The following is a 13,976-nucleotide window of genomic DNA, read 5'->3' as shown; positions in this document are numbered from 1 at the left end:
GCCAGGCATCGCGTCCGCTGACAACCGGAGCGGCATGACCACGCGCTCAAAGGGGGCTGGACGCCATGCAGAGATCATGAATACATCGGTTAGCCGAAGAGCCGCCTTCAGGATGCCTGATTCAGGATCGGAGCAAGGCCAGCACAAAGAACGCGACTCGAAATGTCCTGTTACATCAGAGGAGGATCCCGAGCTTGAGTCTGACCCGTCGAGACGGGTCAGACTCACGTCAATCTTCGGCGATAACCTCCTCGGCGGCGACGTACGGCTTGACCTCGCCACCTAGAGCCGCGGTGATCCCTTCGAACTCGGCGAGCGCAGCCTGGAGGTCTTCTACGATTTCCTGTGCAATCACCTCAGGAGCAAGCAAACTGTGCGCATCGTCGAGCGCTGGATCTGTTAGCCATATGAGATCCAGGTTGACATTGTCACGGGCGACGAGATCCTCGTACGCGAAGCGCTTGAAACGGCCGTCCTCGGTCTCCTTCCGAGCCGAGCGATCATCTGCCTTGTACGCTTCGATGAAGTCGGCCAGATCAGCGAGCCGGAGTGGACGTTGCTTCAGGGTGAAGTGCATCCCTGTGCGGAGGTCGTACACCCACACCTCAGGAGTGTTGGGGATGTCATCAGCCCGAGGAGGCTTCTTCTCGAAAAAGAGGACGTTCGCTTTCACCCCACCAGCATAAAAAATGCCTGTAGGAAGGCGCAGGATCGTATGAAGGTTAAATTCCCGAAGAAGACGGCGGCGAACCTTTTCCCCAGCCCCTCCGTCGAACAGGACATTATCGGGCAGCACGACGGCCGCGCGCCCGTCCATCTCAGTAAGCGACATGATGTGCTGCAGGAAATTCAACTGCTTGTTGGTAGTCGTCACACGGAAGTCGGACCGGTCGTAGCTAATGTCCTCCCGGCCGGTCTTGCCATCCGTACCCACCACAGTGATCGCCGATTTCGTGCCAAACGGCGGGTTAGCGAGAACTAGCGACGCCCGCCTCGAGGGCGCATCGGCGAGCGCGTCACCAGTAGAAATCAACGACTCCCCATCGGCTTCGCCGATACCATGCAGCAGCATATTCATCGCCGCGAGACGTGCCGTTCCGGGGACGAGCTCATTGCCCCAGACCGCACCTTGCCCCAAGGCAAGTCGCTGCTCCCGAGCGAGTCCTTTGAGATGGTGCTCCCTAATGTAACTGTGTGCCGCGATCAGGAAGCCAGCAGTACCGCAGGCCGGATCAGTGATCGTGTCCTTCGGGCCCGGCTGCATTACCTGCACTATGGCATCGATTAGCGCTCGCGGAGTGAAGTATTGGCCGGCACCAGTTTTGGTGTCTTCGGCGCCCTTGGCGAGCAGTCCCTCATAAGCATCACCCTTGAGGTCGGTGCCTTCCAAGACCCAATCCGTCTTGCCAATAAGTTCTACAACGAGCTTTTCGAGAAGTGCTGGTTCAGAAATCCGATTCTGAGCCTTCGCAAAAATGGTGCCCAACGTGGTGCCTGGGCGCTTGCCGAGCTCAGCCAACACCTTCCGGTAATGGGTCTCTAGCTCCTCACCTCGCTTGGAAACTAGAGATTGCCAGTCCAAGCTTGGCGGAATGATGGGATCGGCCGACTCTTTGGCGAAGGGGTCAGCCGCCAGCTCGTCAACCATCTTCAGAAAGAGTAGATACGACAACTGCTCGACGTACTCGATCGTCGACAGGCCGTTGTCGCGCAGTACATTGCAATAATTCCAGAGCTTGGCGACAAGCGAATGTGTGTGGCTAGTCACCTTGGCGGGCGCGACGGTTGCAATGCTCTCAGTATTACTCATCACAGCTCAAACTCCTGCTGATCAGCGTTGCGTGGAGGGGGTGACCCGTCGGACAGGGAGGATGGGGATCCTTCGGCTTCGAGCCTGGCCACCCGCCCTCGTGGACTGCGACCGCGGACTGCCTTCGCGCCTTTCGGCGAAGTCTGCCCAAGCCGAATTTGATCCAGCAGCAGCTTCACAGACTCGTCTGTGGACTCGTTCGGAACGAGAGCCCCAGTGAATGCACAGTTAAGTAGAGATCGACGAAGACTCAGGGCTCGACGAAGACTCAGATTGAGATTCTTCTCTAGCGAATCCGCATGCGTCAGCAATTCTCCACAACGCTGAACGAGGCGCTTCTGTTCAGGCAATGGGGGAATTGGAAACTCAATGCCTTTTAAGCGCTTCGCCGAAAGATGGGCGATGTTGGTTGTAATTCTCACCTCGCGCATGAAGCGCCGTGCGTGTAGATGCCGCCGGAATACCATCAGCGCCCACTCCGGTAGGACATCGGGACGAGCCCGGAATCGCAGGAGGCTGTTCGTGAACGCCACGTTTGCGGGATGGCCGCGGTAGAGCGCCGGGCGACCGACCAAGTGAGGGCTCTGGCCCTCATTGAGCAAAACATCCCCGGGTTCGAGCTTGTATCGCTCGAATATGCCCGAGAAGTCCATTTCCATGACGTCGTCCGTATCAATCCGATCTTCGAAAACGTTTGCCACACGAAGGTACGGGTGCATCTCCGGGCCGTGGTGCCAATCCGGATGTCGCTGCCGACCAAGGCGAATTGAGCCTGCTGCCTCAACGGTCGTGACTTCCCACGAATCGGGACTGTGCTCGGGCACAAGGGTCAGAAGGACCGCCTTGCGGAACGAGGATACCTTTCGCAGGGCGGTCCCGAGATCCCTTTCAGCCGCATCTAGCCGGGGGATCTGTTCTTCAAGTGCGACGACAATCCGCTGTTGCTCGGCGAGGGGAGGTAAGGGAATAGGCCAGGACTTGAGGATTACTTGACTAATGTTTGGCTGCGCTCCCCCTTTGCCTGCCCGCCGAAACGCTTCCCGCTGCGACCATAGGTACCAGAATAGATACCGAGGATTCAATAGTTCCGTCTTCGGGACCGCTGATGCCACAGCCTGATTCGTCGTCAGCGGTTGCCCGGCAATGCCAAGTTTCCCGATCGTCGCACCATACATGGCGATCATAATGGCGCCCTCTGGAATCCACTTTGCAGAACTCTCCTGGAGCCCATCCGAAGTCAAAGTAGAGGGAGTGTGGGTGATTACTCCATCCTTGAGATCTCCACTTACCACCCACGGTATTTCGCCGCCATAGTAGCGAGCAACGCCGCTTTTTGGAGTGCCTCCGCTGCCCCAGTCGGCAACCTCTCCAAGCGTCGCCACTGCCCACTGCGGCGGAAGTTCCATGTCGCTCAAGCCAGTTCTCGATTCAGCTCAGCCAAGAGTTCGTGCGGATCACGGCTCGGAAAGGCCAGGGCCAGGCCCCGCCCCCCACCACGCTTGGTAAATGGTTCAGCTCGGAAGTCCGGAGGAGCGATGCCGACATCACTGGCGACGACGTCACGAATCGCTTCCAGCCACCACATCTGCTCTTCGGTGAATTCGATGCCGGCCTGCCGTTGCCGGAGCAGCCAGCCGTCGAACCGCTCGTCGACCGTCTCGCGGTACGGCTTGAGTTCTGAATCCACTCCCAACTCATATCGGATGAGTGAGATGAGGTCAGGCACACCCGCCTCTTTGCTTGGCCGGTCGCCTGCGCGGCCAAGATCCTCGTAGTAGGTCCACAGGACCTGAGGCGTCCAAGCGAAGTCAGGTCTGCGAATCGTATCCGCTAGCTCCTTTAGAGCTGCATATGCTTCGGAAGGGGCTACGGAACGCGGGCTGGACAAGGCGACCGAGATCGCAGCGATCTTGTCGCGCTCATCCTCAAGCAACCTACTCCAGCGATCGATCTGCTCCCGCGCTCGTTCCTCCCGAGGAACCGCGCGAACATCGGTGACAGCGACCGCCGTGGTCTCGTCCATCACATAGTCCTTGTCCCGACGGATTTCGATGATCAGCCTGCGGAGATCCGGATTGGCAGCCAGTGGACTGACCGCCGATTTGACCAATGCGTGGGCCGCCTTCTCACCACCTTCTGCGGACGCCCGGTCCTGACGATCGGGGTCGACGGCGTCGACGATGGCGCGCGCAATGTCCGATAGGGTCCGTCCTCCGGCAGTCTTCCGGATCTGCTCTCGCTCGCTGTCGTTGAGCTGCTGGTTCAGCCGAGCTAGACGACCGGCGAGGATCTCCGCCTCCGAAGCGCTGATCGACTGAGTGCCCGCTTTGTCGAGGAGCTTAGCTAGGGATACTTGCCGCTCGCTTGCGGGGGCGAGCGGACGTGCGTCCACTAGGGGCGAATCAGTTACCCCGACAGCGTCCACGAGGACGAAGCGGTCCTTGCGGACCCGTTCATCTCCACCAGGGGTCACCTCGCGTAGCTCGGTGGGGTCGATCGTACGCGCACCCCGCCCCTTCATCTGCTCGAAGAGGACCGCGCTGCGCACCTCCCGCAAGAACATGACGCACTCTAGCGCCTTCACGTCCGTCCCAGTGGCGATCATGTCGACGGTCACCGCAAATCGCAAACGAGGGTCTGTCCGCAGCGCGCGGATCAGCTCGTCTGGGTCATCGCCAGCTTGCCGGCTCTTATAAGTGATCTTCTTGGCGAAATCATCTCCTCGCCCGAAAATCTCCTTGGCTTGAGCCAGAACGTCCTCTGCGTGATCCTCGCCGACTGCAAAGATGAGTGTCTTGGGGACTTCCTGACGGCCGGGGAACCAACTCCGCCAGTTGTCGCGATAGGCAATGAGAACTGCACGTATTTCGTCGACAGTGACTACTGATCGTCCGATTTGGCGTGTCGTATAGGTGAAGTCATCCGCCAGTTGCTCGTAACGTTGGTAGCGGGTCTTTCGGTCACGGATCCTGACCGTAGTTCCCTGGTCAATTGTCGCGCCACCGTTCTCTCGCAAATCTGTGTGCATCCGAACGATGTCGAAATCGACATTAACCCCGTCTGCGACGGCCTGCGGATAGGTGTACTCAGAAACTAGATTCCGGCCGAAGAAGCCCAACGTCTGCAAAGTGGGAGTAGCGGTGAGCCCGACGAGATGAGCGTCGAAGTACTCCAAAACCCCACGCCATAGTCCATAGATGGATCGATGACATTCGTCCACAATAATCAGGTCGAAGGACTCAAGCGGAACGGCCGGGTTGTAGCCGACCTCAACAGGTCGAGCGGCCGCGTACGACCCCTCGTATGCGGTGTCGTCATCTGAGTCGTCAACTGGGTCGTCATCTGTCAGTTGCTCACCAGTCAGCAACCGGTACATCTTCTGTATCGTGCAGATGACCACCGAGGTACTGTCCTGAAGTCCCGCAGCTCCGAGGCGCTCTATGTTGTAGATCTCGGTGAATTTGCGGCCGTCGTCTGGTGTAGTAAATTTGCGAAACTCGTCAAGCGCCTGTTTACCGAGGTTATTGCGATCCACTAGGAAGAGCACTCGGCGGGCCCGAGCATGCTTGAGCAACCGATACGTTTGAGAGACAGCTGTATAGGTCTTACCTGCACCGGTCGCCATTTGAATTAAGGCCCTCGGCTTGTCTAGCGCCAGCGAGCTCTCCAGGCCATTGATTGCTTCGACCTGCGCCGGCCGCAGACCGTTGCGTTGCAGTGTCGGCATGCGACGCAATGCCGCCCGAAAGGTGGAGCTCTCCGGGTACTCGTCTGCACGTCGCATCCAGGCGGCGATCGTCGCTGGCTGATGGAAGGCGAAAACTTCGCGCGAACGTGCTTCGGGATCGAGCCGATTGATAAAATAGGTCTCAGTACCTGTAGTGGCGTAACGGAAAGCAAATGGCTCGTTCTCTTGCCATACCGCCAGCCGATGCTCCTTTAGGACCCCGCCCGCATAGCGGTCGTTCTGTGCCACTGCGCTAGCGAGGTGCGTGCCTTCACGCTTAGCCTCGATAACGCCCACAATGCAGCCGTCAACGTAAAGGACATAGTCAGCTCGGCCGTTGGCAAGCGTGAACTCGCGCACGGCCACACCGAGGCCAGCCACGGGGTTGATGTCATTCCGGTCCTGCACCACCCAGCCGGCCGCACGCAGAAGCATGTCGATCTCTTCGCGGGCCTGGACTTCGTTGAGCGGAGCACGCCGCTGCGCGCGATGGATGATGGCGTCGCGCGCAGCCACATCGACTGCACGGGGAGCCTGCCGATCCTGCTCGTATGCAACGGTCTGAGCAGCCCGCAGCTCCGCAACTTGCGCTGCTAATTGTTCGAGTTGAGCCTGCAGCTCAGCGTTGTTCGCCCCCGCACTGGCGATTAAGCGTTCCGCCTCGACTCGGGCCTGCCGCTCTGCTTCTAATTCAGTGGTCGAAGCAGAGAGGCGGATGCGGGCCTGAGTCAGCGCCTGCCGATGGCCATCTAAAGCGTCGTTCAGCTGCGCGAGCTCATCAGGGTCTGCAATGCGCTCGACCGCTTGTGGGTCAGTTGGCGGTACGAACTCGGCCACCGTGCGGCGCCCAGAGATGGCGTCGTGGAACCACAGACCCAGTTTGTAACAAACCCGTACAGCATCTAGCGCCCGCGCCATGTCGAACAGATGTGCGTGAGCGGCCTTGTTCCGGTCAACCCGTAACCGGTCGAAGTCCTGACGTGTCTCAGGAACCAAGACGCCAGCGCGGGTCAGGGCAGCCAGCCGATCAACTTGACGGTTGCCCTCAACCCGTATGCCGATCCTGGTGATCAACTCCTCGGCGAGGACTTCACCAAACTGACCGGCCTGGACAAGCGACGAGTTCGGATTCGTGAAGACGGTCGCCTCTGCCTGAGCGCCGTACAACGACAGCAGCGGCTTAAGGGCGAAGAGTATGCCGAAGTTCGGAGAAGACCTGGCCAGGTCCTCTAGCCGCCTGTCCATATCCCCCACCAGCTACTCCATCCTCGAGGCCTCAACCTATAGCCCGCTACGCATGTTTGTGAGGGTACGCAGTGTAGTGGGAGCGAGCCCGGAGGAGGAGGCCGGTGATGCGTCTGGCGGGGGTGTGGCTCACAGGTGTGGGCCACACCGGCCGGCGCCGACGAGGACGAGGCGGTTGACAGAGAGTAGTCACCGGGAGCCACACTCCGCGAGAGGTTTGCATCAACAGTCCGTACCGGGGAGCAACACACAGTCATCCCACCCTTCGCGTCGAACTGAGCTTCAATCCCGATCCAGTCAGCTCGCCGGGTCTAGGATTGCCGCTCAAGGAGGAGCCGGCTTGAGTAAAGAAACCTCGCAGCGCATCGGCATCGAGGGCGTGCACGAGATCAAGGAGTGGATTGAAGCCACGACTCGTTTCGCGTTCACCTTCTCGGTGTACGACAACGAGGTGACGTGCACCCGCATCTGCCTGAACGGTGACAAGAAAGCGTTTGACCTCGAAGGCATCTCGGTCCCCACGAAGGATCGCGTGTCGCGGCCAATCAGCGTGGAGTGCAAGAAGTACAGCACGGTGGGCCATCAAGGGAACGAGTATCGCAAGTTCCTGGCGATCGCCTATAGCGACACCGCCAACACCATCAAGACCTACGGCCACGACGCCGAGCGCGAGTACATGTGGATCACCACTCACCCCTTCTCACAGACCAGGTGGCCGGAGCTCTTGACGCTGTCCCATCTCCGGGAGTGCGTAGAGGAGAACAAGGTCTTGGTGGACGGTCAAGCGATCGACGACGATCTACTAGCGAAGGTCGCCGCCAGAATATGGGTGATGGTAGTGGGACAGAAGCAGATCGACATCCGTTTGACGCGAGATGAGCTGGCGGTAGCAGAGCGTGCGCTCAAGAAGGAGGGCTACCGCGTATGAGTTCGTTCGCTGAGCAGGTAGCCGCCGCACTGGACACCCACGACGCGCAGGATGCCGCGCACAGAGTCCACGAAGTTGTCCGTGCAGAACTGAAGTCGCTCGACCAATCGGCCTCCGTCGATCTGACTGGCTACTTCAATCACTCCTACGTCCCCGATGTGGTGGTGAGCTGGAAGGACGGCTCGCGAGTTGTTGAGCGGCCGCTGTTCCTCCGTCACTCGCTGCGATCAAGCCGAGCGTCCGGCGATCTGGAGCGGTTCGACCGGCTAGATCAGACCGCCTTCTTCCTCTCGTTGTCCCAGGATGAGCCGGCTGACGACACCCGGATCCTGCGAGATGTGGCCGCAGAGCGCAACGACAGCCGTGTGCTTGTCACGACGGTTCCAGCACTCGACGAACTGACGAGCGAACCTGATGTCATCGATCCAGTGCTCGGCTTGGTTCGGGCGAGTGTCGTGCGGAGTGCCCGTGGTGCCGTCGTCGAAGACGACATTGAGAAGCTCGTGTTGCCGCGTGAACGTCGTATCGAACCGGCCGATCTGGAGGCTTTCTCTACGACAGTCGCATCCGCCTTCACCGAGGATGCCGTCCTTCGGATCAACCGGGTCTTCGGCATCGTGGAACAGGCGCTCGCCGAAGAACCAGATGTTGAAGCGCTGATGACGTCCGGAGCGCTCAGTCCGGCGGAGATGCGCGAACTGATCCCCTACCTTCTTCGCCTCGAAGGCGTCACCCAGAATCGAGACTTCTGGCTCAGCGTGGCGTCTCTCATCGACCTGCAGGAGATCGAACGCCTCTGGCGTACGTTCTCCGATCTCGACATGACACCGTTGGCATCGGCGGGTAGCAGCTTGTGGCAGGCGAAGCGGCTCCAGCTGTCGCTGCGGGCGGAAGCCATCGACGACGAGGACTACGATGGCAGCCCGCGGTGGTCCGTCGCGGGCAACTTGCTGGCCGCCGAGGTCGGCGAGTGGCGACTGACCTTTGCTCACCAGCCGACCAAGCTCAAGTTCAAGGGCCGGGACGCACTGCCGGCGCGGTGGGAAGACCTACGCCCGAAGCTGGAGTCCTACACGGTGACCGACGCCGATCTCTCGGGCATCGTGACGAAGAGCCAGTACGGCGCCCGCGAATCCGTCGATATGAAGCGCAGGATCGAGGCGTTCATCGAGAGCGCTGACGACTCGTTCCATGTTCCATCGGTCACCGTGCTGGTGGGTGCTGGCGATCAGGCGGCGGACGTCACCGCGGACTTCTCCGAGATGATGCTCAGCGCCAACCCGAGCGCCGACCTCGCTACGCTCATCCGCGTCGCCGTGAACATCCTCGGCTACCGGCGGCCGACTGAGGAAGCGGACCTCCAAGTTCTCCTCGGACGGTCCAAACCAGACAGAGCGGACGGCAACTAGTGTTGTCCGGCCTCATGCAGCCGTCATCGCGCCGTTAGCGATGACGGGTTACACCAAAAATTCTTACGGAACGCTCGATTGGTTTCACGACGACCGGGCACGTACGGGGCGATCGCCTCGTATCCGGACGCCAAGTAGAGCCGGATCGCCGCGTAGTTCAGTGCGCCGGTCTCTAGCAACATCTGCTGCGCTCCATTGGCAGCCGCGTGCTGCTCCAATGCGCTCAAGATCTTCCTGCCTAGGCCATGACCGCGGTACTCCGGCGCGACGAACATCTTGCGCACTTCCGCAATGCCCCCGGCCCGGTCGTAGGTGCGGCAGCCGCCGCAGCCGACAGGTTGTCCGGATGGTGTATAGCCGACGAGGAGCAGACCAGACGGGGCGACGTAGTCCTCGGCAGTTTCCAAGTCAGGCGAATCAGCGAAGCTGTACGTTTCGAGCTGTTCGGCGTAGAGGGCTTTGACGAGCAGCTGGGCGTCAGGATCGTCGTAGTGTCTCGGTCGCAGTTCGATTGGCTCGGATGTGTTCCCACCGGCCGCGAGCGGAGTTGTCACCGGCCCTCCAATGCAGCATCGAGTTCCGGTAAGAAATCCGCGACGACTGTGGCGCGTTGACGTTGGGCCAAGCTCCGGCGAAGTTCTCGTAGCGACGCTACACACCGGCCGGACTGCACTTCGGCCAGCCGGCCGAGTGCAACTCGGGCGGTCTCGACAGTGCCCTCGAGATCGCGTCGCAGTAGGTAGGCGCGAGCGAGCTGGCAGCCATGTAGAAGCGCTGATCGCTGGTACGCGGGATCATCACCGATGCTCGACAACGGCGTGAGCAGTTCGATTGACTGCTTGAGCAGCGGTTGCCGGTACAACTCGGTCTGCATGGCAATGGTCAGCAGGCCATATCCCGCCTCGGCAGATAGTTGATCGGGACTCAGGTAGTAGAGGTACGGCGACAGCTCATCCGTCACCGCTGAGGCCAACAACTCTTGTGACCTGTCAGCAGCTGCCCGGAACGCGCCTAGATCCCCAACGCTTGCGTGAGCAGTTGCCGCGCGTCCGCTGGTGCGGGCATGTAGGAGGGGGCTCGCCGTCGGCACGCTGTTCGCAGCCTCAATGATGCGCAGAGCGTCCGTACCTTGGTTGCTGTAGGCAGCGATGTAGGTCAACATGCCAACGTTGTTGACCATCCGGCCGTCATCTCCCGCCGCCCGCGCCACTCGGATGGCGAGCAGCAAGTACCGCTGTGCAATGGCCGTTTCACCGGCGTCGAACTGCATCCAGCCTGCGAGCTGCGCCAAGTCGGCCACGATCGTCAACAGATCGCGGCCGACCTCAGGCTCGTAGCTGGCACTACGAACCAAGTCGAGAACTCCTGCCAGCTCATGAGTGACGTAGCGAAGACTCAGCGCGCCACCACCCTGGCGGTCGTCCAGATGACGAAGCGCGGTGACATGCGAAGCGATCAGCTCCGTCTGCGGCATCATCACGCGATCGGGCTTTGCCTGCGCCGGGATTGACTGGATCGTGGTCTGGATGCCGTCAAGCACGGCAGCCACCAGATCCGGACCGCTGGCCGGCAGCGGTCGCGATCCGCTGACTAACTGCTCCAGCGAGCGCACGAGACCGTCGAAGTTCTGCTCAGTACCCAGCTCCACCGCCCGAGCGGTTGAGCGACGTGCACGAGCATTCCCTGGCCACAGTTGTTCGGCCGACACAAAGCTACCGAGCTGGTCCGTCAGAATCGTCGCCACGATCTCCGGGATCGAGCCGTGAGGGCAGTAGTTCGAGCGAACCCAAGGATACGCGGCCGTGATATCGATACGTTCGGTCGATCGCCCCCGCCGCGTCAACCAGCTGTTAACGGCACGAGCAAGATCCCGTGGTCCCCAGCCGACCATGTCCAACGCTTCGGCTAGCGAATTCGGGTTGATACCGGTGTCAGACATACCGGTCACTTTCGTCTCGCTCCTCACGATTCCACCGTAGTTCTTGGTGAGGCATCGAGCTGCACGAATCTGCCTGCGTTCGGCCGCCGGGAGCTACCTTCACGACCTTCACGCCTCCTTCGGTGGACTTCGCACCGTTCACCACTTCATCAGGTTACCAACCGTCAACGCTGAGTGATACACTCAGTGGAACACGACAACGAGACGGAGGAGGCGAACATGATCCAGTTGCTGATTAGCCCATGGCCGGTGGTCATCGGATACGCCCTGGCAACGGTGCTGGTCGTCTTCATGATCCGCGACATCGTCCGGGAGGTGCGCGGCGAATGACCACCCTCGCGGAGATGCCCTGCCCGAGTGACCGACGCGTCCGTGTCTGGTTCGGTGAGCATGTCATCGCGGACTACACCGCCGAGCCGGCCAAGGCCCTGCGATATCAGGCGGCCATGACGCGGCGCTTCTACAGCCTGCGGGTGACGATCGAGCCGGCCATTCCGGTGGTGAACCAAGATGCTGCCGACTCGTGAACGGCCAGCACCGCCGCGGGTGGTGGGCCCGGTTCTGGGATCGCCTCATCGCCAGGTTCCGCCGGTGGATGGACGAGGAGCGGTGACCGACTACACCAGGCCCCTGCTGCTCGGGTACGCCCGGCGAGACCTGTACGTGTCGGATCAGCACGTCGAGCGGTTGAAAGGCGAGCTGACGAAGTTCGCGGCGGTTGAGGGCTTCGCCATGGGCTCGACGTACGTGGAGAACGTAGAGACAGCACCGGCCGCGTTCAACGCGCTGGTCGAGTCGCTGAACCGCTACGAACTCACGGCGGTCGTCATCCCGGACTGGCGGCACCTGGCCCTGATCGGTGACCCCGAGCGCGTCAAGCGAGAGTTTGAGCGGGTCACGGGGGCCCGCTTCATGCTCTACGACGCCCCATGAACTGGCGGGACCGGTGGTGAGTCGTCGTCCTCAGCCCCTCACGTGCAGCGGATCGTCTGCACAGCCACCGGGCCCGTCACCTCAAGCGGTCCCTGCCCGAGCTTCCTCCCCCGAGACCCCTGTCTCGGGCAGGGACCCTAGACCGGCTGCCCCGGCACCTGAGAGCGAGTCAGCGCTGGGGCAGCCGTTCCAAACACCGAGGCCCGGACGGGGTCCTCGGTCCGGTTGACCGGGTGGTTGTGGTGTTTCGACGCCAGGGCGAGCAGCTACCCGGTCAGCCTCCTTATCGCCCAAGGAGGAGACGAGATGTCCCAAGTCGAACAGCTCAAGATGCAGCTCCACGGCCTCGCCGATCAGTCCCGCCAAGGCGCGGCTAGCCTGGCAGGGTTCAAGCAGCGCTTCGAGCAGTCCAGCCAGCAGATCCAAGCACTCATCCGCGGTACCGCGACGAGGGCTGACCAGGACATCGCGACCATGCTCGACGCCGCGGCTAAGTCCGTCGACCAAGCCGTGCAATCGCTCCACATCGCCGAGGCTGGCTGCCGAGGCTATGCCGACCAGATCTAGCCGGTCGAGGCGGACGGCATGCCTTCCGAACTGCAACGGGTCGCGCAGGAGCTGCTCGACACGCTCAACCAGATCGAGCGAATTGTGCCGTACATGCACGACCGGGCGCGCAAATACCGCGAGGCCGCCGGATGGGTCGGCAGCACGAGTAACAACCCGAGTGCTCGGATGGCCGCGATGCAGCTGGACGAAGCCGCGAGACGGTGCGAGGAAGCGGCACATTTCCTGACGCAGGCCCGGGATCCGGGCATCAAATGGGTGCAGCAGATGGTCAGCGGCATCCGGACAACCGAGCCGACTGGCCGCCCGACCGCTGAACGGCTGCAAGGTCCTGGTGGCAGCACGCCGCCCGCGGAACGCCGGCGGAACGACAATAAGGCAGAGCGAGAAGCTGACAAACCGCGGGAGGATCGGGCGGCCGGCGATGGGACGAGCCCAGAGGATGAACGGCCGCCGCGCCAAGGCGGCAGGAGTGGCCGAGAAGTAGTAGACAGGCTGCCGAAGCGCGTCGTCGTACAGGGCCAACGGGTGAAGACCCGTGGCAAGTGGATCGACGACAACGGCGGGGAGCATGATCTCGTCAGCGGCCAACATGAAGAGGAGTACGAAGTAGCCCAACGTCACGCCGAGCGGCTAGGACGCGTACGACGTGGCGCGAAACTGAGTACGGCCGCCGACGTGGAACTCAAGTTCGCGATGAGAATGCGACGCGACGGTATCACCCGGGCAACCATCTACCTGAACAATCGACCGTGCGTGAAAGATATGAGCTGTACGACGCTACTACCCGAGTTCTTGCCGCCGGGCAGCGAGCTGACGATCTACGGACCAGGCGACTACGAGAAGACCTTCCGAGGAGTGCCGGAGACACCATGACGAAGATCAGGGGCTACTTCAGCTTCGCTCACGAAGACAACCCGGTGTGGATCACCACGCCTCAGGACGTCGATCGGTTCATCGATGGGCTTCTGGGTGAGCCATTCGAGAACTCGGTTGCTGCGCTGTACGTCGACGGGCGCACCAACGAGAAGGGCTTCACCGATCACGAGCTCCTAGTCGCGGTGAACGGGCGGGACCAGGTCGGTGGCCTGCGTTACCTCGGTGATGCAGGCAGCTTCTACGCCGTTGGCGAGCGCAGTCGGTACGAGGAGCTGACGTACTACTACATGGGCAGCGATCGACCGTTCCCGCAGGACTCTGAGCTTTCGCTCGAGCTGATTCGTCAGGGAGTCAAAGACTTCCTGGCAAGCGGCGGTGATCGGCCGTCGGTCGGACAGTGGGAAGTGTGGCCAGACGAAGTTGGCTGAGGGACCGGCGAGGACACCTCAGTTCTGGCAAGCGACTTGCGCAAGCTTGCGTGGCATTCACCTGAGCCCTTGGTCGGGCCACGCTTATCAACCGATGATTGGCCAGCGGTG

General features: G+C 61.2%; 12 protein-coding genes. 7 read left to right on the top strand and 5 right to left on the bottom strand.

Translation table 11 applies throughout. The features are described 5' to 3' along the window. Window positions 1-229: 229 nt before the first annotated feature. Genes ACQPYM_RS14380 through ACQPYM_RS14370 form a run of 3 tightly spaced genes read right to left on the bottom strand, consistent with a single transcriptional unit; the run spans window position 230 to window position 6,782 of the window. Window positions 230-1,810 carry a type I restriction-modification system subunit M gene (locus ACQPYM_RS14380; RefSeq protein ID WP_433020612.1) on the bottom strand — a complete coding sequence of 527 codons (1,581 nt, stop codon included), beginning with the start codon at window positions 1,808-1,810 and terminating at the stop codon, window positions 230-232. Beyond that, on the bottom strand, window positions 1,810-3,216 hold the full coding sequence (locus ACQPYM_RS14375; RefSeq protein ID WP_433023277.1) for a restriction endonuclease subunit S: 1,407 nt from the start codon (window positions 3,214-3,216) through the stop codon (window positions 1,810-1,812). Before ACQPYM_RS14375 ends, ACQPYM_RS14380 begins: the two co-directional genes overlap by 1 nt. A 5-nt stretch (window positions 3,217-3,221) precedes the next feature. Then, window positions 3,222-6,782 carry a DEAD/DEAH box helicase family protein gene (locus ACQPYM_RS14370; RefSeq protein ID WP_433023275.1) on the bottom strand — a complete coding sequence of 1,187 codons (3,561 nt, stop codon included), beginning with the start codon at window positions 6,780-6,782 and terminating at the stop codon, window positions 3,222-3,224. A 340-nt stretch (window positions 6,783-7,122) separates the two neighbouring features. Between ACQPYM_RS14370 and ACQPYM_RS14365 the strand changes: the two genes are divergently transcribed. Then, entirely contained in the window at window positions 7,123-7,710 is a 588-nt protein-coding gene (locus ACQPYM_RS14365; protein WP_433020609.1) for a hypothetical protein, read from the top strand. Continuing rightward, window positions 7,707-9,119: a hypothetical protein gene (locus ACQPYM_RS14360; protein ID WP_433020607.1), complete on the top strand. Its 1,413-nt coding sequence runs from the start codon at window positions 7,707-7,709 to the stop codon at window positions 9,117-9,119. Before ACQPYM_RS14365 ends, ACQPYM_RS14360 begins: the two co-directional genes overlap by 4 nt. A gap of 23 nt (window positions 9,120-9,142) precedes the next feature. Here ACQPYM_RS14360 and ACQPYM_RS14355 read toward each other — a convergent pair whose 3' ends face one another. Next, window positions 9,143-9,673, bottom strand: coding sequence for a GNAT family N-acetyltransferase (locus tag ACQPYM_RS14355; RefSeq protein WP_433020605.1), 531 nt, complete (start codon window positions 9,671-9,673; stop codon window positions 9,143-9,145). Continuing rightward, window positions 9,670-11,058, bottom strand: coding sequence for a hypothetical protein (locus tag ACQPYM_RS14350; protein WP_433020602.1), 1,389 nt, complete (start codon window positions 11,056-11,058; stop codon window positions 9,670-9,672). The genes ACQPYM_RS14355 and ACQPYM_RS14350 overlap by 4 nt, the downstream gene beginning before the upstream one ends. Window positions 11,059-11,384: 326 nt before the next feature. Here ACQPYM_RS14350 and ACQPYM_RS14345 point away from each other — a divergent pair, with 326 nt between their 5' ends. From ACQPYM_RS14345 to ACQPYM_RS14325, 5 genes are all read left to right on the top strand, one after another. Further along, on the top strand, window positions 11,385-11,585 hold the full coding sequence (locus tag ACQPYM_RS14345) for a hypothetical protein (RefSeq protein ID WP_433020599.1): 201 nt from the start codon (window positions 11,385-11,387) through the stop codon (window positions 11,583-11,585). Window positions 11,586-11,667: 82 nt separating this feature from the next. After that, window positions 11,668-11,991: a hypothetical protein gene (locus tag ACQPYM_RS14340; protein WP_433020596.1), complete on the top strand. Its 324-nt coding sequence runs from the start codon at window positions 11,668-11,670 to the stop codon at window positions 11,989-11,991. Between the two features lie 306 nt (window positions 11,992-12,297). Further along, complete coding sequence (locus tag ACQPYM_RS14335) at window positions 12,298-12,558, top strand: hypothetical protein (RefSeq protein WP_433020593.1); 261 nt, start codon at window positions 12,298-12,300, stop codon at window positions 12,556-12,558. A gap of 18 nt (window positions 12,559-12,576) precedes the next feature. Beyond that, a complete protein-coding gene (locus ACQPYM_RS14330) occupies window positions 12,577-13,434 on the top strand; it encodes a DddA-like double-stranded DNA deaminase toxin (protein ID WP_433020590.1) in 858 nt (285 codons plus the stop codon). Continuing rightward, entirely contained in the window at window positions 13,431-13,865 is a 435-nt protein-coding gene (locus ACQPYM_RS14325) for an Imm1 family immunity protein (protein ID WP_433020587.1), read from the top strand. The genes ACQPYM_RS14330 and ACQPYM_RS14325 overlap by 4 nt, the downstream gene beginning before the upstream one ends. Window positions 13,866-13,976: the final 111 nt, after the last annotated feature.

This window comes from Kribbella sp. CA-294648 (genome assembly GCF_050943845.1).
GTDB lineage: Bacteria > Actinomycetota > Actinomycetes > Propionibacteriales > Kribbellaceae > Kribbella.
This window is presented reverse-complemented; position numbering and strand designations above follow the sequence as displayed.